Below are 21,504 nucleotides of genomic sequence, written 5' to 3' on the forward strand. Positions count from 1 at the left end.
ATCCAGACAAGATCCGAAAGGAAAACCTGCATTCCTTCTCATGAATCTATTCATATTGTAGATATGAATCCGGATGTCAGAGGTGGTACAGATAATGAGTCGATTATGCCCTCAAACATTCTGCTTGAGAATGTGACATATTGTCGCAGCCTGATTTGACGGGGTTTTAGAGATGTTCCGCATAATTTACGCATCGCCCGCAGGGTTGAATTTTCATCCGGAATAGATGTGTTTTAGCCCTCCAGAACACCGAACACCGGCACTCCTGGATCCACCGTCATAAATCCAGGTAACCGGTGTTTGTCAACAAAGATGTCCGATTTTTCACACGGCGTAGCTTATATAATGTAGTCATAAGATATCAGCCCAGAGGGCGATACATCTAATTTGTACGACAGCAAGGAAAGAAGAGGTGTTTTTGGCGTATCTTGTAGCGATGCCACGCCATCTTTTGAGATGAAGAAAAGCATTTTCGACGAGATGCCTCAGCTTATACAGTTATTTATCGTAAGGTCTTTGTATTTTTCGATTCTTTTTTGGCGGGATAACAGCTTCCATTCCCTGTTTTTCCGCCTGTTCAACAATGGCATTACTGTCATAGCCACGATCTGCCAGCAGATGATCTGCATCAATCCCTTCGATCAGGCGGCCAGCCTGCGTGCAATCAGCAGTGGTACCTTGTGTAACAAGGATTCTGACCGGCATACCATGCGCATCCACGGCCAGATGTATCTTGGTGTTGAGCCCCCTTTTGTCCGATTCATATCCTGATTACCTCCTCTGGCTCCACTGGCGTGTGGATGAACTTTACAGTGACTGGCATCCATTATCAGCCATTCATAATCTGGATCATCAATCAGGATTTCCAGCAATTTTTCCCAGATACCTTTGTCACGCCAGCGAATGAAACGGCGATGAGTATTGCTCCAACCCCCGTAGTCCGGCGGCAAGTCCCTCCATGGGGCTCCTGTCCGTATAATCCAGAAAACAGCATTGATAAACTGACGATTATCTGTGGCTACCCCTCCCCATGCCCCTTCTCGGCCTGGTAAATGCCCCTCAAGTAGCGACCATATCCTATCTGAAATATCATGCCTGCGATGTGAATGTGTCATGCGAGCCCCTTTAATTTCTTAAAAGGATCTCATATTTCTTATCTCATGACTACACTATCTAGAACAGAGGTTTTAGCCTGACGATTTTTAGGATGCTCAAGTATATGTTCTGGTTCTGATAGTTATACCGGAATTCACACTCCTCCTTCAGATGTAGATAGAACGTGTTCTTGCTCATGCCTCTGAACCTGGCGAGCCTGGTTTTGGCAACACCCCCAAGGCCCTCGATGCCATTGATGTGGTTTGTCCCCTGGCAAATTCATTATTGCCAGGGTCGATATGAAGTGCTTGTCGTATCCCCCATCAACGAGATCATCGTAGCCTTTAAGCTCATCGGAGTAGATGATACTGTTCGAGCACCACCTTGCCTCGGATAATAGCCTACAGCGTAGCTTTGGCGCAGTCTGGTACGATCTGGGTATTTATTTGGCTGTGCCGTTGGCGATGGTCTTACCATAAGCGCCTCTCCACGTTTGCCTTTAACCCGGCGGGCACCGCAGAAGGATTCGTCCACTTCGACTTCGCCAGATAATGGGGATTTGTGGTTCGCCACTGAGTAAAGCAATCTGGGATGCTTTCAAATCAGCGGAAAAATAGCGAACGAATTCCCAGAATTTCGCCTCAGAAATTTTTGAACGGCTAACATACTTATTTTTTAGCAACATAACAGAAGGTTATCATTCTATCTAACCCTCTGTTCTAGTCATGCCCCTAATAAATTAACTGCTAAAATTAGCAAGGCTGGCATAAATCAGATTTTTCGGTTCTACTTTTTCCTAATTTACACTCGTGTGGCGATGTTGCTGAGTAATCGCAAACTAAAAATGCCCTTGCAATTTCCCCAGTGCCACAAGGGAAAATAAGCATTCCTAGGTCGCGTATTTCATCAGAGCACAAATATCCTAGCTGCACATCAAGAACTCCATAGTAAATGCAAGGCCAATCTTCTGAGGCTATGCAAATAATGTCCTTCGTATCGCAAAAATCCAATTTACCTTTTAAGTAATGATGCCCATCGTTCAATGCAAATTTAACTACATGATGCGCACTAGGATTCGCATGAGGCACTTCAATCAATAATCCGATCCGATCAATAGAAACATTACGATGCCCAGGTAAAAATGGAAACATGTTTTGACTCAATTTGATACGAACCTGCTTAATTTCCTTTTTATCGTCTGAAAACAGACCCCAGGCCTCGGGCAATTCCTGTTTCATATCGAACAAACGCACACCATCCCCAGGCAAATATTTTTGAGCCACATCATTTGCTGCTTGCCGCAAAAGATCTCCCCCTTCTCGTGCCGTATAATTTAAATGCATGATCACATCACTCATGGTATCAAGATCGAAATGATTATTCTCGGGGGGAAGCTCAATACGCCAACGGCTGACTGCTCCGGCAAACTCGAATGGTAGATAGCACTCATCACGAAAATTAAGCTCAAAAACCCCTCCATCCCTCTGACCATTCGATGTAGCAATTGCCTCAGTTGCAGCATACTGCTTTACGATACGAAAATCGTCAGCTAATGCTTCATAACTATTTTCTCTTTTATCTTCTATACAACATGCATGTGATGGGATATTCAATCGTGGATCAATGCGAGTTGAACTGCTCAGTAACGTCAAGCGACAATGGATACCAGTGTAGGGACCCACGACACAGGGAATCGTTAAAGTCATATTTTTAATTCGACGCAAATAATGGCCGGGATAATCTAGATCGAACATCCATTCAGGAATCTCAATTTCACACTGTCCAGTCAACTTGAGCTGCAGGAAGGATTCCGGCCTATGCAACCGTAGTGAAATATGTTTTGTCAGTTCATATTCCCGACAATTTTCATCGTAATAAGCCTTCTCCATTTGACGAACGGCTAGTTGCAATCTTTCACCAGCAAGTAAACCTTCATGTAAATTGTCCCATAGCTCGGATGGAATAAAGCTTCGTGCGGTATGGCCTCTCTCATAATTAAAGGCCCTTTGCGCCTGACGAGCTGTATGTAACGCCAATTCGTACATTTGATAATACAGTGCCGCAGTTTCTCGCTGCATCCACAGATAAAGCGCATGATTTGTGAATTTATCACGCAAGAAGTCATGCACTTCAGTAGCATTCTCGATCTGACGCTGGTGATTATTCAATTCGCGTAACGCGATATCACGACGCCGCTCGGCTGCCAGAATCTGTCGCTCGATTTGCTCAATTTCAACGGTGAGTACATCTACTTGATGTTGCCATTCATCCTCGCGACGAACCCAACCCGATTTTGTTAATCCTAATGACGCCGCCGTGCTGATAATCTCAGCAACGGTATTGGCTATAGTCCCGAATGCAGAGAAAATATGGCTCAATTTTTCTCCGGGTGGTAGTCTTATAAAATTAGCTGGAAACCCTACATGCGGATCGGGGATTATATTCATGAACTGACCGACTCCAACTAATACATTGCCAGCTGTTTTTACTGTCGAAGATGATATGGTTAGAGGTTCGTATTGGACTTCTCCACTGATTAAACCATTTTCAATCAATGTCTTGTAATAACGCAAACGTGTTTGTGTAATCTCCTTGGTTTTTTGTAAAGCTTGTACCTGCCAATCCGCCTCGCGCCACTGGAGTTGGCGGATATCCAGTGCTAGATTCAACAGCTGCCGTTCATGCATGACGCGCATCGTCGAAAGATATTCTGCGTCACCTTTTTCATAGGTAGCCAATAAAGCACCACCAAGTGCACGTACCTCCCCCGTAAGTTCCTGAGCTTTTTGTACCAGTATCAGGAAGCGATAGCAGCTATGTGGAGAGCACCAATCAGATTCATCAACACAAGTTTCCTGGTCAGTTTTCCAGCAATCACGTACGTTGCTGTTACCGAAGTAGGGTATATCCACATTGGACTTACCATTCTTTAATCGCTTAGTGTTCAAACAGGTATGAATCAAGTTCAAACGGTCATCGACAGCGGAATATAAACATAGGAGTCTCGGATTGATAGGCGTGGCATCAGGTTTAAAGTCATTGATAGTTGTGAGTAACTCCGATTCATTATTCTTTAATAATACAGTTTCGGGCGATGCGCCTAATATACGAGCAGCCGTATCAAAAACCACTCGCGCTCTTTGGAATGTTTCTGGCGTATTTTTCCGCATCAGTGCATCCCCCCATTGCACCAGGGTTTCCAAATATTGCATGAGCATGGCCTGTTTTCTTGCCCTGGTATCAGGATTCTCCAGATCGTCAAGATTACTGTTATCTTCCCCGCAATCAGCCCAAGTGTTGTCTTCCAGAAGGGGGTTATAAAAGGTTTCGTACCATTTCAATGCCGTCTCAAAACGACAGTGTGAACGAAGATAGCCAGCCATCATCACAGCAGGACTGAAAGTCGAAAGTGGTAGCAAGGGTACACCTGGATCGAACCACGCAAAGAACGGAAAAGCAGCAAGCCCCCCGATAAGATCAGGGGTTTCTGGTTCTATAATGATTGGCAACACTACTGCCGCATCCTCAGCCAGATCATAACGGAATCCCGGTTGTGGGTCAGCCGGAAAACCAGCTGGCGTTTTGCCATTCACTACTTCGAAATACAGGGAATCGCCTCGTCGTCCCTTGAATAACAGTTGGGGTGCTTGGTCTGGCTCGATACTAACTCCCTCATATGATTTACGAGGTTGCTCGATACTAACTCCCTCATATGATTTACGAGGTTGCTGAAATTCGCCATTGTGCATCCGGCACCAATGCAGATGAACCATTTTGTCCGATTCCCAATGCAACAAACGTGGCAGCTCATCTGCCCGGTGCCAGTCTGTCCTAGGGTCATCTGAAGTAGCTCCCCACTCGGCAATCTGCTCTTTAGTATCGTAACTGGAGGAATCCTCGATCCAGAAATAATATTCATCCATTAGTGCTGGATGTACCTTGCCACATAGAGTACAGCAAACCGACAAATCAGCCGGCTGGCATTTGGGCTCAAAGTTTGTCGTAGCCGGCGGTATGCCTGCAGCAGCCACCCTGATAAACTTGGTTTCCAAACGGACAGCTGCCTGCAGCCACATGGGCAGATCCTGATATGTATTCATCGCGGACTGATGCCCTTCATCCTCATGGTTAACGGTATGGATTGGTGCTAACCAAGTAGATCGTGCATGCCTGTCCGGTGTACCCATCAGGCCTAGTCCCCGAGAAGCAGCAGAATCAGACTGTCGCATGGTCGCCGGTTCACGGTGCTGGAGAAGCGTCAAACCAGGATGAGCAGGAGAGCGTGGGTTATTCCAGTAAGTCAAACCGCCTGGAACGGGGGCTGTTAGTACAGCGCGCCGCAACTCCGATTCTAGGAATTGAAATGCTTCCGATCTCTGTGCTTTTTTCAATTCATCCCATTCAATCCAATTTTCACGGTATATCAAGCGCCGTTTACACGCTTCCCATATCCGGTAGGAAGCAAAGTGACTATCCCAAACCTGAATAAACTGATTGGTTACAATGAATCCCGGTTCCAAACCCAGCCTGGCACGTTGGACAAACAAGCTGACCGCGGTAATCGCTTCTTCGATACGGCTTGCTTTTTGACAGAGCCCAGCTTCTACGTCCATGAGCAAAAGATCACTCAGATCCTTTGCTTTGGTGGCAAAGCTGCCTTCTGGCTCCCAAGGTAATTCAACTCGTTCCAAGTGAATCAGGTAGGCAATCAGGGCTTTCCGACCCCGTTCACGCAAACCGTCATTCAGTAGCTTGATTTCCTTGTAACGCCGTGGTTCACCATTCTCAATACAACCGTCTCGATAAAACTGTGTCAGGTTGGCGTTGCCATCGAGAACAGGCCCATCAGACACCCAAAGAAAGGGCTTTGCCAAAGTGATGTTTTTGGGATAAAAATGAGAGAGAAGATGGCGAACCCATTTCTCAGCTTGCCAAACACGAATTGCCCAGCGATCGTCTTCCAGATCTTTGCTTGTCACATCATAGGAAGGATTGGTGGAGTTAAAGTACTGTAACACCAGCGAAACATGCCGGATATCGATTCCCAAATGACGCATCAGATGAGCCGGGTTGTCTTCATGTGCCTCCGCTGCTTCGTGGAAGAGTAACCATGCAGGTTGTTCTGGTGAACATTGGCTTTCACCGCGCATCACAGTGTAATCAAACAAACGTTCCCACCAATCGAACATCGCTTGCTGACGTTGGGCAGAAGGATTGGCCCGCTGATCCTGATCATCAGAAGGAGGATGATAATTATCCAGAACAGGCAAGAAATTGAAGTCGAAATTGGTTTTATGGGTAACGAAACTTTCACCGTTTCGATAATATGCCTGCCCAGCAAAATTTTCGGGGTGTGCGAGTAGATATCCGAGCTCAGACTGACCGCTATCAGCAATTCCCTGCGCAGAAAGATGCAAGCGATTAACAAAGAGTAAAACTTTAAAGGCTCTTTGGTAGGTCCGCCGGATATCACGAACGGTGCTGGTGTAATACGCTGTAAGAAAATCTGAAGATTTGCCCGATAAATTTCCTGATTCGAACCACAAGGAATTATCCTTCTGATCCCGAAACAACTTATCATGAGGAACGGTCAACCAGTTTTCATCCGTATCCGGACCCTGATATTTCAACTGAAAGCCAGTTATTTGTGGACACACAATATCCGGCCCATTGAACACCAGCGGTTTGCGTTCCAACTCGATCACCAGTTCATAGAATCCTTTCTTAAGCATGATCGGCTTGGCACAATGTCCGGGTGCTTCTTCACCAAGCCAATCGTGGGCCAGTAATACCCAGGTTTTCTGACCTCGTTTCAGTATGATGCGCCAGCGGTGCGAATCAGCAATCGCTGCAAAATCCGGCAATTGACAAGATGGTGTAGGTGCACCCGCTGCAAATCTATACTCGCCGCCACACTCGATCAGCAACAAACCTTTCCAGCGTAAAATGAACGGCTCAGCGCCTCCGATCATGGTCCCGCCGATATTGGCGATGGCAAATCCGTTACGGATAGCAGCAATCCGCAATTGCTCAGGTGTTAGAGCAAAACTCATCGAAGGGATAATGGTCGGAATGGGTGCATTCCAGGTATTTTCCTCTGAACCAAATATTTCTGTTCCACCCCGCACTTCCCGCCACCGCAATGTCCCTTCGGTATCGAAATATTCGGCTAGCATACCGGTTCCGGACAAACCTAATAGTGCAGCATAAGCACCACCATTGGGTTGCGGCTGCCACGTCATATTTACCGGCGGCTTACCGTTATTATTCTCCCATGGGGTAGTAGCCCGGTTTTCATCGGCCCACAGGTTCTTCAGCAACAGTTTGGCTAACGCCATTCCCTCCGGATTGGGGGTAGCCGTTACACAGTCGATATGTGCAGCCAAATGTTCAACAATCACTTGGCAACGCTGATAAAAGCGGGCAAATTCTATCTGGAACCAAGCCCATCGTTTTGCTTCATCAGGCTCTTGGATAAGCCGTTTCTCAGCTTCGCTAAAATTATTAAATATGAAAGCGAAGCGAATCAATTCCAAGCGAGGGAGAAAATACAAATCTCGTACAGCTATCTGCTCATCTTCGTTCAACTGTCTGATGCGCCCCAGTTTAGCCAGGACAGCTTCATCGGTAAGTGGAATCTGTATCCATAACTCTTCGGAAGTTGAGTCGTAGTAAAACGGCCCATCCGGCGGGGTATTCCACATGGCCCCAGAAATTCCTTCCAATGAAACCCGATATTGCCGTTGCGCCCTAGTCACAGAGCTACCGGCACTCGATACGATTTCAGGAAAAAAGTGCTGTCCGAACGTAATCAGATAACTTTCGGCGCCGGAAGTAAGACCAAACTCTTCTCGCAGCGCCGTTTCTATCCGTGTCCATGTCCATTGCACGGCATTCTCAGGACATACTTCCACAGCCAGGAGTTTCTTGCGCAACACATACAGTGAGTTTGCATCGTCATCATCCGGCAAACCCAATGGAGAGTCCTTTGCTTCATTGTCAGTTTGTAGTGGGAAAGGGTCGCCGCCTTGTAAATGTGCTTCATTAGTAAAAATGCACAACAATTCACCTACTCTGAATTCGGATGCGTAAATTTTTGCCAGAATTTCCGCAAAACGCAGCGTATGCGTTGGATGAGCATGCCAGGTATCGGTTACGTTATTGGGGTTGAACCCAGCCAGCGCGGAAATCCGATCCAGATTATTCTCCAGCAATTTGATGAATTCCGGTTCACGGCAACCGCAGTGATGCACATTAATTGCATATTGCTGGATCTGATTCAGCAGGTGGCTGACAGCCCATTTCCGTTTGGAAGCACCCGCCCCCCAAAATGCCAGTAAATGTGTATGCTCCGCGCCTACCATGTCGGCGGGTGGGCTACCATCCGTAAGTGACAGTCGAAAATCATCCCGAAGCATCTGGAATGCGGCAAGTTGTCGGATCAAATCTGGATTGATATGCTGGCCATTGAATAACTTCAAAACAGCGCAAATATCACGTAACTCGGCGAATGTATAGTGGGCATTTGTAACGCATTGCAGTTTGCGCCAGAGCCGGATAAAAACTATAAGCCGTTTGAGCGCTCTTTTTGGATCAGCAGGATTAGTGAATTCGATTCGATATTGATTCAGGCAACAAGGCTCACATTCAGGAAACTCCGTTCCGCTATCTTCCTCGTTATCCTGGTCTCGCTCAAATTCCACAAATTTCGATTTCCATAAATCGATGAATTCACAGTATGTCAGGCCAGTACGTTCCAAAAATTCATTAAGTTGTACTACTACATCCGTCCATTCTCTTTGCGACTGATCCCGCTCAGAATTGAAACCGTACATCCAGTGTATACCGGCCAATGGAATATTATTCTTGAATAGCGTGCCATATTCCTCCAGCGAGATGCAGAGATATTCGATTGCGGTCTCGATACGCACGGGATAGCGCCAGAAATGCTTCTGAAACTCCGCCGTTTCCTTATTTGGATCCAGTACAAACTCAGTAATATCTTTCCTGAATCGCCGCATAGCGTCATATCGGCGTGTTCCGAGTTGTCTCAGATAAGTCCGGGATATATCCAAGGGCTGGTGATACGGCAATAGATGAGAAGAAAAATCCTCCTTCAGTTTGTCGTAGGCAGCTTCCGTCTCCGCAGAGACAGCAGGCGTGGAATGTTCAGGCAATACTTCGAACAATGTCGTTGGATCATGCGCACCAGCAGCTGGCCCGGGATTTGAAGCCAGCCTATGCCTGCCGACCTGATCGCTGGCCGTATTGAACACCATGCCGGACATATCACCATCGCTGGCAACCATATGTTCCAGTGCTTCATTGACCAAATCTATTAATGGTAGAGGCACTTCCAGATTGGCTTTAGTCACTAGAAGGTCCCCCAATGGTCCCCGACGTGAAGCCAGTAATTCATCTAGTGTTGCTGTCGATTCCCCTGGAATTGGGTGTTCACAGGCCGATTCATCCGTTACACGAAGCAACTCATGTAAGTAAGCTACCGGCCCCAAAGGTGATCGATGCAAAGGCGGAATACAGTTGACTAATGAGTCATCCGGATTGATAGGTTTGAAATTACTTGGATTTGGTGTGGGATTGAGCTCAGCTACATCGGCATTTTCCCAAATAATATCAGCGTAATCGTAAGCAACTGAACCAACCAGTGCATTTTTCAATTCATCAGCTTGAGAAAACTGTGCGATGATTTCTCTGCTCGTTATTCCCCTTGCCCACATTGCCTCCATGACTGAAAACTGGAGATTTTCCTGAATATCTGTAGTTAACCGAACTAGATTCTGAATGCAGGATAACCAATCAGTGAATCGCCCTTGAGTCACTAAGTCTCCGGGAAAAATCCGCTCTAATGCTTCCCTGAATTGGTCTATGTCATAATTTTCACTAAACGAAAACTCTGAATAATTTTCTAAAAATGCATCCAGCGGATTATCTGGGCGAGTCAAGATTAGTGTGGCGCTTACCTCGGGTGCCACTGGGGGTTCAAAAACATTCGGAACATCAAAAAATTTCCGCAAATGACGAATAAAGGCCTGGGTCCTTTCCTCGGTTGTTCCGGGTTTTGTGAAATCCGGGAGTAACGTAGAATCGGTGTGCAGCAGACCTTTCCAGTCTTCGTTAGTCTTTTGAGTAAGATCGCCAGCATCATGAACCCCAAAAGCGGAAGTATTTATGGCATCAATCAATGGATCGTGGTGCTGGGTTACCGCGCAGAGCACCAAATCCAAGTGTCCTCTGACATCAGCAGGGGCTAGAGCTAGAGCCCCCCAGAATGCGCTGATATCTGGACCAACATGGCCCAGCCAATGGGTGACCAGACCATGGACATCAGATGCTAATTCAACTTCGCATTCCGTTGTACCCGTTTCACCTACCAATCCCAATGCTCGCAAACGCCGAGCTGCTTGATAAATATTGACGGAAACACCGTCAGACTCGCTGATAATATTGTCTTCCTTTGCTGCCAAGAGATTTGTGACGATCTGTGCCTCAGCATCCAGTTGAACCATTTTATAGCGTAGCTCCCGCGCTACCTGGGGTGGCAGAATAGCTGTAAGAGCGTAGAAGTATGCAGCAGGTACTTCAAATCTCAGGTCAGACGCGGCTGCTTCTCCCACCCCTGTCAAGATCACTTTTGCTTCGCGACTGGGTAATCCTAAAAGTACCGGAAAATAGAAACCTACTTTAGATGCAGTTCGACTCTGTTCCTCACACCAGATAGCCGCAGATAATGAGTAGATAAAATTCGCGAGCCGATCGGCTTCAGTGTTATGTTTGGTGTAATAGGTAAGCAACTCCCCTTCAAAAATCCGACGATCCCGTTCATCCTCGCTATCAGCACTTTGCGGGCCTGTGTACATCTCCTCCAAAGAGCGCTTTGGAATCGGTAATGGGTAAGCCATTCGGTCCCAGATGAGCTCATAAGCGATATGCTTACATTGTGCACGGCTCAAGTTGCCAATATCATTCAAATTACCTGGTTCGGCATTTAGAACATTCTCTACCGCTGTCCTAAGCGTAGAGAAATTAGGTGCAGTACCATCTTCCGGCAATAATGCTGTTGCACTAAGTTGCTGCCCAGGAGATGGTAGGGCCAGGTGTAAACTGATAGGTTCAAATGTTAGGAAGGTATTCGGCTCTACAGGTACAGGCAATGATCCGGATTTAACTGGAACGTTGTAATAGATTTGCTTGTGAACGAACTCATTTCCACCACGGTTGATGACCAAACGTATATCAGCAGTGTTGTATTCGCCTCCAGGTGCTGGATCAGGGATTTCAATTACCGCAGTAGCTACTGCTAAAAATGTTCTTTCGAATAAAGATGGATTAATCGATATTTCATCGATAGAAAAATGCTGCGTAATCTGATTATTGGGGTCTTGGATGGGAGTAGGATCAGGTGATGGAGAAGGAGGAAGGACTGGTGGAATATACCGAGCCGTCCCAATAATTGATTCGCTACCAACTGGGTCATCAAAGGATACCTCATAAGCATCAATCGATAACCCATCCAGATAGTTGGTGAAATCACCTCCAGTGATGGGCTCTACCGGATGCAGGCGAATGACGAGTAGGGATGGCATAGTTTTCTCCTTTTACAAGCGGTGCTTGTGATTATTCAATTACAATTCTCTGCGTTGCGTTCTTTACCCCAGTTTTATTCAAATACCTATACCTCTTCACAATTCAGCGTGTAGCACCGGGCCCAGTCGTAGAGTTCTCCAGCCAGGAGCCGAGCAGGAAGATCAAGTGGCCGAAGAGATAGCTCGCGAACAGAAACGCGACCCAGGCTTGTGCGCCGTCGAGCTTGGTATAGCGATCCCCCAGCACGGCTGGCCCCACCTCGCCCATCAGCAGCCAGGTGAGCAGCGCGCCCGGCAGCAGGATGGAGAAGAAGTCCATCAGGCCGATGAAGAATTTCTGGGGGTCCAAGTTCATTTTTTCCTCTGCTTAGCTCACACAACCGATAGGGTCGAGCCCCCGAGCCAACTCTGTGTTTACTGCCTTAGCCTTGAAGTAGCGCTTCCGGCACCAGAAATGTTTGGGTGCGGCAAGCTGGTAATTATCTCGACACCTGGTCTTACCGCCTCAAAATGAAATATGTTGCCAGTGCAACTACCACACATACCTCTATCTGCCCACAAATAAAGTCGTCCAGATACATCAGCACCGCTGGCCTCCGTTACTCGCAAACCGTGACCAAGTAGTTTAATTTCAGCGTCAAGCGCTCTATCAATTACGTGTCCGAAGGGATTTGGTGCGCCAAATGGAGACAGTCTCGGATCAGGTGCAGGTATTGGTGCTGATCCTCCAGTAGTTCCGAATTCTATTACGGAGCTTTCTAGAACTTGGCCTTCAGCGGACACCACATCAAGTGGCACAGTAATTCTATTTCCCACACCAATTGACTGAAGGCTATCGATTCCACCTGATCCACTCCGTGTAGACGCTATTGCTGAATCGCCATTGAGTTCACCGACAAATGCGGCGCGTGCTTTCCCTCCACTCGACATCGAAGTTGCTTCAGCTTCGGCCGATGCCAGATACCCCGCTCATGACGCCGTTTTCTCACTGTCGAAAGCCGCTCGCCTTTCGGCAGGCTCTTGACGAACAGCAGCTTGATCAAACGCCAGCGAGTCGCGTAATCCGCATCGCCCGGCGGCAGCGTCCATATGCAATGCAAATGGTCGGGCAACACCACCCACGCCACGATCTCGAACGGATACCGGCGCTTCACCCGGCGCACCGCTTCCCGCAACCGCTCGATCTCCGCAACCAGCAAATCCCGCTTTCGCTCAAGCAAAGCCACCGTAAAAAAATACGTCCCGCCCGGAACCCAGTTCCGCCGATAATCAGGCATCCTCCAACCCCATTCAAAACCAGCACACCAATTCACCGATCATTTGCGTAGGGCGGATTCGGAGCGCAGCGACAATCCGCCATAGTCAAACGTAATCTCCCAATCATCCGATACCAGACCCGCAAATGATGGCGGATTGCTTCGCGAATCCGCCGTACGTGGTACGTGGTACGTGGTACGTGGTGGTTTTCATACGACGGAACCCGTTCCGGTTCCGTCTTACGCGGGTTACGCGGGTTACGCGGGTTACGCGGGTTACGCGGGTTCATGGTGTCCGCCCTACGCGGGCTAAAAAAGTACGTCCCGCCCGGAACCCAGTTCCGCCGATAATCAGGCATCCCCAACCCCATTCAAAACCAACACACCAATTCGCCGATCATTTGCGTAGGGCGGATTCGGAGCGTAGCGACAATCCGCTAATATCGATCCAATGCTCGCCTTGCACGTTCTTGAGCGTTTTCTAACTCTCCAAATTGACCTTCGAGCATGGTTTCATATGCTTCAATATTTTCGCTTGCTGGAACAGCTTCACCCTCGGTATGAAGAGTGCCGCCGGCAAGTTCGACAAGTGCACGAACAAAACCATTAGAGTTTGGCCCGACAAATCCGTTTATGGAAGGATAAAGTGGAAGGTGTATGTATTCGGGACGACCCGAGGTATCATCCGTCTCCAGAAAGAATCTTGTGAATTCGATAATTCTTCTTTCAAAAGTTAAATCATCTGCCCGCATTCCCGCAGGTCTTTCGACAGCACCTTCGACGAGACGTACTCGATTAGGAATGCTATATTCTACTAATAATCCTCGACGGATAAGTGTATCTGGCCAGAATGGGTCCATGTGAGGCCGCCCTGTTTCAGTAGCAGTTTCGTCGGTATCCGCTCCCCACAGTTCGATTACCAAATCCTCGGTATCTGTAGTAACTCTTAAGAATGAGTGGCCAAATGGATTGTATGGAATGACCGCGTCCTCAACATAAAGACGCACTCCCGATGGATGCAAGCCTCGCCAATAAGCGGTTAGCGCGTCGCGATTCTCCTCATTTGCATGATTAACCGTAAGAAATTCAGCAAGTGTAGGCTTATCATCTATGGCCGAAACATCTACAAAAGTATAGGTATAGCCAACAATCTCACCATTTTCGACTACATCCTGAACTATCATTCCATCAATAAATTCGGGAGCTTGGGGTTGACTCGCTCTAATCCTCTCGTGCTGGAGTGCCTGCTCGCGTGCACTTTGTTCATCCACTGCAAAATCACAATCTACATCGTCACAAAGTCTAGCCTGATTCCCTGTCCGATCAGTAAATGCGATAGGGTTATCCTTACAATAAGCATAAAAATTAATTCCAGCGCGTACGCCAATCTTATCTGGACCCACCCACCGCCCCAACCAAGGCAAATAATACCTAGCCGTGTGATAACTCAACCCGCTCTCCTCATCCCGCTCCATCCCGGTATACCGATACCGTTTAGCGACAGCCCGTACATCCCGTCCACGCGCCTGATACGCCGTCGTCCCGTACGGATGGTATTCCTCATACGAAATAATCCGTGCATCACCATCCAGCTCCAGTCCGACTGAACCGAGGTGATTGCCGTACTGATAGCGATCCAGCACGCCTCTAGGTAGATCAGAATTCGTTTCAATCACATCCTCCACGATCAACACGCGTTGATCGTCCACGAACAGGTGATGCGTTTCGATTTCTTCCACCAGATTGCCGTTGAGCCAGCGGCGATACCATTCCATGCCACCGAGATAAAAACGCTCTTCCACCGTACGGCCGCCATTGCTGCGCTCGATGCGCTTGCGTGTACGTTGCTTGTTACTGTCATATTGGTAATACGCCCAGCCGCCTCCGCCCAGATCGAGTGCGTGGATCATGTCGCGCGTATCCCAATGCAAGTAAAATTCTTCCGATACATTGGCCAGATTGCGCATGCTGCCGTGGGTGTCGTAGCTATACCGCTCATTGAGCGTGACTGCATTCGCTTCTACGTAGCGTACATAATCCAGACTGCTGCCGTTTTGCGTGGCGAGCAGGCGGTTGCTGTGCAGGTGGTACTGATAGTTGCGCGTCCAACTGCCACGATCAGCGGTATGGCGCATTTGCAGAATGTTGCCAACAGAGTCGTATTGGTAGCGCTGGGTGTAGTTACGCAGCACATTGCCATCTAAATGAAAATCCACCGGTGCGGGTTCAGGCGGACGTTGCGGCGGCGGGTCCTCCGCATGGTAGTTTTCACGCCCGGTGGCTTCGATCAGCCGGTAGAGCGCATCGTAGGTATAGCGGCTGCGCGGTTCGACGCGCTGATTGCGGAAAAATACCGGCTGGTAGGCTTCGTCGTAAATCTCGGTGATGTTGCCTGCCGGATCATAGGTGTAGTTGAGCTGCTGGACGATCCGTTCTTCCACCAAATTGGAGTGAAACTCCGGGAAGGCAAGATCACTGATCGGGCGGGTGGTACGCAGTTGCTTTAAGCGGAAAGTGAGCGGATCGTAGTCATAATGAGTGTCGGTATCGTTGCCATATTCGATCAGCATCCGCTGACCTTTGGCGTCGTATTCAATTTTACGAATTGCTTCTTTTACTTCACCTCGCACGGTCAGAGTTTCTCCAGCCAGGATGCCGCGCTGGTTGTACTGTGGACGATATACCGCCGGTGACCGGTCTTGCCGGTGCCAGTTCTGCAGCTCGGTCATGCGGTTGAGCGCGTCGTATTGCGTGCGCTGGGTGAAGATTTCTGGTTCAAATGCACTCTCTGGCGGATCTTCCGGCCAATGGATGATGGAAGCGGCATAGGCGCTGGCGAGCTGGCGCGTCGCTTCGAGCAAGTTGCCTTTGAAGTCGAACCATTCATTAGTAATCAAACCGCTGGGATCGTAGTGCTGATAAACCTGCCCGCGCAGGTTGCGCGCCTTGGCTGCTTCTCCAAGGCTTTCGCCATAGACCAGCCGTTCCGTTACCTGCCAGTCTGCTGTGCCAATTCGCAAACGCTGTTCCAGAGGGCGGCGCAGTGGGTCGTAGCGCGTGTGGTAGATGCGATGTTCCAATGGAGCCTCACCATCCTCGCCGGTACGCTCATTTTCATCCCAAGCGTAATGCGGCTGGCCGGTGGCATCCATCAGCATCCAGCGGTCGCCACCGTCCATGCTGTGCTGGAACAACAGGTTGCCCGCAATGTCGTAGGCGGGGAAATATTCCGGCCCGGTGCCGGATGCATTGTGTTTGATGTATTCCATGACCCGGTTACCGCGTGCATCGCGTATCCACAGTGGTTTGCCTTCGGCATCGAGGTGGGTGTAGGTGGCGTATTTTTCATTACGCATGACACCATCGCCATCCCGATAGCGGTTATGGGCGACACTGATCACCTCCCGGCCCAGGCTATCCAGGAAAACCGTCGTGGGCGTATTGGCATGCTGCGCTGCCCGCCAGGCCGCCTGCTGCTGCGGTGTGGCCAATGGCTGACCCGCCATATCGACGGGTATGGCGCGCGTGGGGTCGAGCGGATTCTGCGCCGCATACCAGGCATTTCCATTTTCAAGCACTGTGTCGTTCGCGTCCCAAGTTGCCATGAACCAGGGCGTGAATTCCACCCGGCTGTAGCTGCCGTCCGGCGCTTCGGTGCGGATGAGGCGACCTGCCGCGTCGTAATACATAATGGGCGTGACACCGACTTCTGCCTGTTCTTCAAATCGTTGAGAAACGGTGAAATATGGTTCATATTGCTTGACCGGCTTGCCTTTGTTGTTAAGGATGGTTTTGCCGCTGGTAATCCAGCGTAGCGCCGGATTGGGCGTGACATCGGGAATAGGGCCGCCTTCGGCTTTGGCCTTCGCCATCAGCACCTGCCCCATGCCGTCGCTGTATTCGATATTTACTTGCAGCTTACTGTCCGCACCACCTGAATCGGCAACGTGAGTCTCACGCATCAGCCCGGCTGCACAGGCCGGGTGATTACCGTAAACCATTTCGCCATCAACAAGTTGTTCGCCAAAATAATACAGATGGCGCGCGGTAGCGCTACCGAGCAATGTGCGCGCTTCGGCTTCGCTGTAATCGCCGGTGAAGAAACGGATCAGGGTTGCGGTATCCAGGTCGGGCGGCGCAAGATCCAGGTTGTCGCCTTCGTTTCTATCCGGTTTGCCTTTGAGCGCCATGGCGGCGGGCAAGCCGAGAGTATCGAAGGCTACCTCGGTGCGATTGTCGTTGATATCACGCATCCGGCTGGGGGCCAGTACGCGGTAATCGAAGGCCTCGATGGCTGTTTCATTACCCATCGGGTCATGGCTAGAGCGAATGTAGAGATCGTAGCTGCCATCGTATTCCAGCACGGTTTCGTTATCGAACGGGTCGATGTAGCGTTCGGGCAGGTAGAAGTGTTGTGCCGCGTGTTGCTCACCTTCCAGGGTAAATCCAGCGGTGCCAGAGCGTATCCACCAGTGATCCGATTCATCAGGAAAGTTATGGTAGCCGCCCGCACGCAGGACGCGTTCAAACATGGCTTGGCGTCTTTCGCCGGAGGCTTGCAGGTCGTTCAGCTTCTCACCCAGGATCGTTTCCAGCAAGTCTTCCGTCAGCGCGAGTTTGTAGGTTTCATAGGGCAATGCCAGCGTATTGTGTCTTCCCAATGGCAGCGCATCGCGCAAATTGTGGTCGAAATACAGCATGCGTACGTGTTCGACGCAACGCTTTTGCAGACCGCCTGGCCCCGTAAGCTGGTGATAGGGAAGTTCGTTGGCAGGGTCGGCAATCGGCGCTTGCCGGAGATTGGCGAGGGAATAATACAATTCGCCTGCTTCCGGTTCGAGTCCGGTCAGTTCATACGTCCTGACTTCACAAGGCAGCGGCAGGCGATGATTGTCAAGATCGGGCGGATTAGCGGGATCGTGCGGATCGTCGATATCCTCAGTGAAGCGGTTTTCGCTATAGACCAGGTGGGGTTTGCCTTGCACCTCACGGATACGGTCGAGCGTGTCGGCGGGCAACAGCACAGTGTCAGTATCCGCTTCGGTATGCCGCCCGATGCGGGGATAGGCGACGGCGACGGATTCCAGCACATTGCCGTATGCGTCGGTGCGCAGGTTCAGCGTGTGCGCGATGCGCGGATCGGGCGTAATGGCCGGATCACGCAAATCGAGTTCATAGTGGTAGGTGATGGCCTCGCTCTCGGTGACCAGAAAGACCGCATGGCGATTATCTGCGCGCGGTTGCAGCCGTTGGATGTGGCAATTGTGATAGGCGGTCGAAAATAGCTTGACGCGCTGTTCTTCTCCTCGTTCCAATGCATCGACATCCAGTTCAAAAATTTCCTGGCGCAGCATCATGCCTTTGCAGGCACGCAGCGCCTCGCGCCATTCTTCCGCTGAGAGATTCTGTGCAGCCAGATCGGGTTCCGGCAGTGTGTTTTCTATAAAGTGGTCGGATCGGAAGTATTCCTGTTGGAATTGCGACAGGATGCGTTCCCGGTCCAGGAATGCACCGGTGTGGAACCAGGTGATGGTTTTGATGGGTGGCTGGTAAAGCTGGTGATCGTCGGTAATGTATGGACTGGCGGTATTGCCCGCGGTAAATTCACCGTAATGCTCGACATCCACTTGCTCGACCCGGCCAAAGCCGCGAAACTCGCGCTCATGCCCGTCAAAATAACCGTGATGGTAGCTGTAGCGGGTGGTAAAGCATGTCTCGCGCCAGCTTTCTTCGATGCTGACCTGTTCGACCACGTGCACCGGGAAGGGCAGTTTGGTAATCCAGGGTTTGCCCGCGGCTTTGTCAGCAAGATAAAACTGAGTGGAAGAAACGTAGTCGATTTTGGTAATTGCGCCTAGATTGTTGTCGATCCGAGTCAATAGGTGTGGTTTTTTGCCGTCCATCAGATCGAGATAGCGCAGCGGGCGCCTGCTGTCACCCGGCAGGGAAGAAGACCACACCAGGCAAGCAGTGCCGTTGCCGAGCAGGTCGGCGGTCATGATCGAGGTCAGGTTATCGATCCCGGGGAGTTGATGCAGGTGATGCGGCACGCTCCAGCGGTTGCCGGATTGATTGAAATAAAGCCTTACGCCGTCGCGGTGCAGATAGAGGATATCGTTGGTGCCGGAGCCGTCGATATCCGCCAGGCGGATGCGCTGCTGGCTGAATTGGTCGGGATGATCGAACCACGGTGCATTGTCCATGGTGACTTTGGCGCCAAAATGGCCATAGCCGAGGTTGGGCCAGTAGCAGACTTCGCCATTGCGAATGCGCACCAGATCAGTCAGGCCATCGCCGCACATGTCGGCCAGGTAGATGGATTGGGTGCCATCGGCAAACACCAGCCGGGGGCCGTGTTCTTCATCCAACGGCTGGGTAACCTGGCGGGCGGGTGCGAAGCCGTCTTCCGCCAGGGAGGGATGCCAGGTGAAGACCTGATGCTCGCTGATGAGTATATCGGCATGGCCGTCACCATCCAGGTCGATGAATTTCAGGTTGGGCTCGTCCCACGGAATATTGGGCAATGTTTTGAAAGATCGAAAAGATTCCCAGTCTTCATCGTGGGTGCGTTCATAAAAACCGGGCGTGGGACCGCCGAATGCCACCAGATCGAGCTGGCCGTTGCCCGCCAGATCGAGCAATTGCTGATTGCCGCCACTGAGCGCTGCCAGCGAGGGCTGGCGTGCTACTGGTTGTAACGGACCGAACTTGCCGCCGCCAAGATTGGGTTTATAGAACCAGGCATTGGCCTGCTCGGTGAATATGCCGGTCACGCCCTCACCATCCAGATCGACCCATTGATAATGGCTGCCATCCAGTCCGATGGGCAGATTTTCCAGGCTTGCGGCATCCAGTTCATCGATCGTTTCTTTAATTTTTGCTTTGCTATATTTGAATTGCAGCGGCGGCAGCGATTTTTTGAAGTAGGTGTATTTTCTGAGGCGATCATTCAAAACTCCACTTTCACCTGGAACAGAGTCGTCAAGCAGATAACCGGATTGCGAAACACCTTGGATGAACGAAGCAAAGCGGGTGCTGCCTTCGTGACCGAGTTCGATCTCGGGCAAAGGCTCGTTATCTGCTGTGGGATTTAAGGGATAGGGAAAATCGGCGTAATCGAATTCGGTAGAACGCACGAGGTACGGATGAGCGCCCAATTCGGCGAAATGGTGGAACATCAGTACACGCTGACAGCGGCGATAGGTGCGCACTTCGAAACCCGCACGGTAACTGGAGAATGGATCTGGGCGTACCGGCCAGGATGAATTAAGTGGCGCTGCTGCTGCCTGTATCCTTGGGCGTTGTGCAAGGCTGGGAAGCGTATCGTCCAAAGGAACAAGCTGATAATGATCCTCGCCATAATCGAAGACGACTTCGAACAACCAGTGAGCTGCTTCAAGCTGGTCAGTGGATAAAAAGACAGGCCGGCGGCCCTCGATGAGCAGTGTTCTCTGATTGCCATAGCGGATGCGCTTGATATAGCGATTGGCGGTACGTGAGCGGTTGCGCTCATTGACCTGCATCAGATCGACACCGGTATCATCCTCCTGACGATATTCGTACAAGATAGCATTGCCTTTGTCATCGCGCGTTTCACAGATCAGCCAGCTAAAAATCCTTTCTGGATTAGCAGGATCGGCGATGCGCGACTGGCTATCCAGGCCATAGAGCGTGAGGATGTTGTCTTTGGAGATGGAACGCCAGTGGACATCGCTGGAATCATTAACATTCGTCCAACGCTCGATCCGTGCGAACAAACCTTCGATGCGGGGGCGGTAGCGACGAATGATGTAACTAACGCCATCGACTACACGAGGAGGCATAATGTCTACAACATACTTGCCTTCCATCATGAGCCACTGGCCGTGATGATCTTTCTGATATTCCGGCACCAGATCTTCCGCACCGGACAAGATAAAAGTATCCGAATCATTCTGATGGGTATGGCCATCCAGATACTGGGGCAAACCTTTGTCAGTTTTGCGAGTGATAGACGGCAGCGACAAGCTCCAGCCAAAACCGAACGGCCCGTTGCCTGAAGCGGAGTCATAAGAAAGAGATAGTTCGGGCCCAAAACCATTGCGCCCCGGACTGGTGACAATCGGCACCGACATGGAACCCGTACCGGTTACCGGATTAGCGGCGAATTTCTCGCCCATGCCACGGATCGCACCCCCGCCTTTCGGGAGTTCTATCTTGGGGGCGGATAGCGTGAAGGAATCTTTGTCCGATGCTTCACTGTCCTGGTTTGCGGTTTTACTGGGTTTGCCTTCCATCCGGATCTCCTAGAAACATTCCGGTACGTACCTGAAGATAAATCTGAGTGTGATTTAATAAGTCATTTAATTTCCACACAGGAACTGTACATGACTCAAATTTTTATAAAATTTGGCTGAAATATTTCAGTTTTTATTTATTCATTGTTATCAATCAGGTTATATAACAAAAATTGCTGATGTCATTTCTGGTTGATATATTTTTGATTGAATCAAGGAATCGATCTACTACTGAGCGCTACATGAAGTAATACTGAGCGCTACTATGATTAC

Annotated in this window: 4 protein-coding genes and 2 pseudogenes; all 6 read right to left on the reverse strand. The window is 49.9% G+C overall.

Going from position 1 to position 21,504, the window contains the following annotated elements:
- Positions 1-351: 351 nt before the first annotated feature.
- A pseudogene (locus tag HRU73_RS08920) lies at positions 352-1,115 on the reverse strand (IS5 family transposase).
- A 58-nt stretch (positions 1,116-1,173) separates the two neighbouring features.
- Positions 1,174-1,780: pseudogene (locus HRU73_RS08925) on the reverse strand (IS1595 family transposase).
- A 67-nt stretch (positions 1,781-1,847) separates the two neighbouring features.
- On the reverse strand, positions 1,848-11,699 hold the full coding sequence (locus tag HRU73_RS08930; RefSeq protein WP_287398454.1) for a Tc toxin subunit A-related protein: 9,852 nt from the start codon (positions 11,697-11,699) through the stop codon (positions 1,848-1,850).
- Positions 11,700-11,802: 103 nt separating this feature from the next.
- A complete protein-coding gene (locus HRU73_RS08935) occupies positions 11,803-12,054 on the reverse strand; it encodes a hypothetical protein (RefSeq protein ID WP_287398456.1) in 252 nt (83 codons plus the stop codon).
- Positions 12,055-12,565: 511 nt separating this feature from the next.
- Positions 12,566-12,976, reverse strand: coding sequence for an REP-associated tyrosine transposase (locus tag HRU73_RS08940; RefSeq protein WP_287398457.1), 411 nt, complete (start codon positions 12,974-12,976; stop codon positions 12,566-12,568).
- Between the two features lie 416 nt (positions 12,977-13,392).
- Entirely contained in the window at positions 13,393-21,231 is a 7,839-nt protein-coding gene (locus HRU73_RS08945) for a SpvB/TcaC N-terminal domain-containing protein (protein WP_287398458.1), read from the reverse strand.
- Positions 21,232-21,504: the final 273 nt, after the last annotated feature.

The sequence above is a fragment of the Nitrosomonas sp. H1_AOB3 genome, assembly GCF_015709435.1.
In the GTDB taxonomy this organism is placed as follows: domain Bacteria; phylum Pseudomonadota; class Gammaproteobacteria; order Burkholderiales; family Nitrosomonadaceae; genus Nitrosomonas; species Nitrosomonas europaea.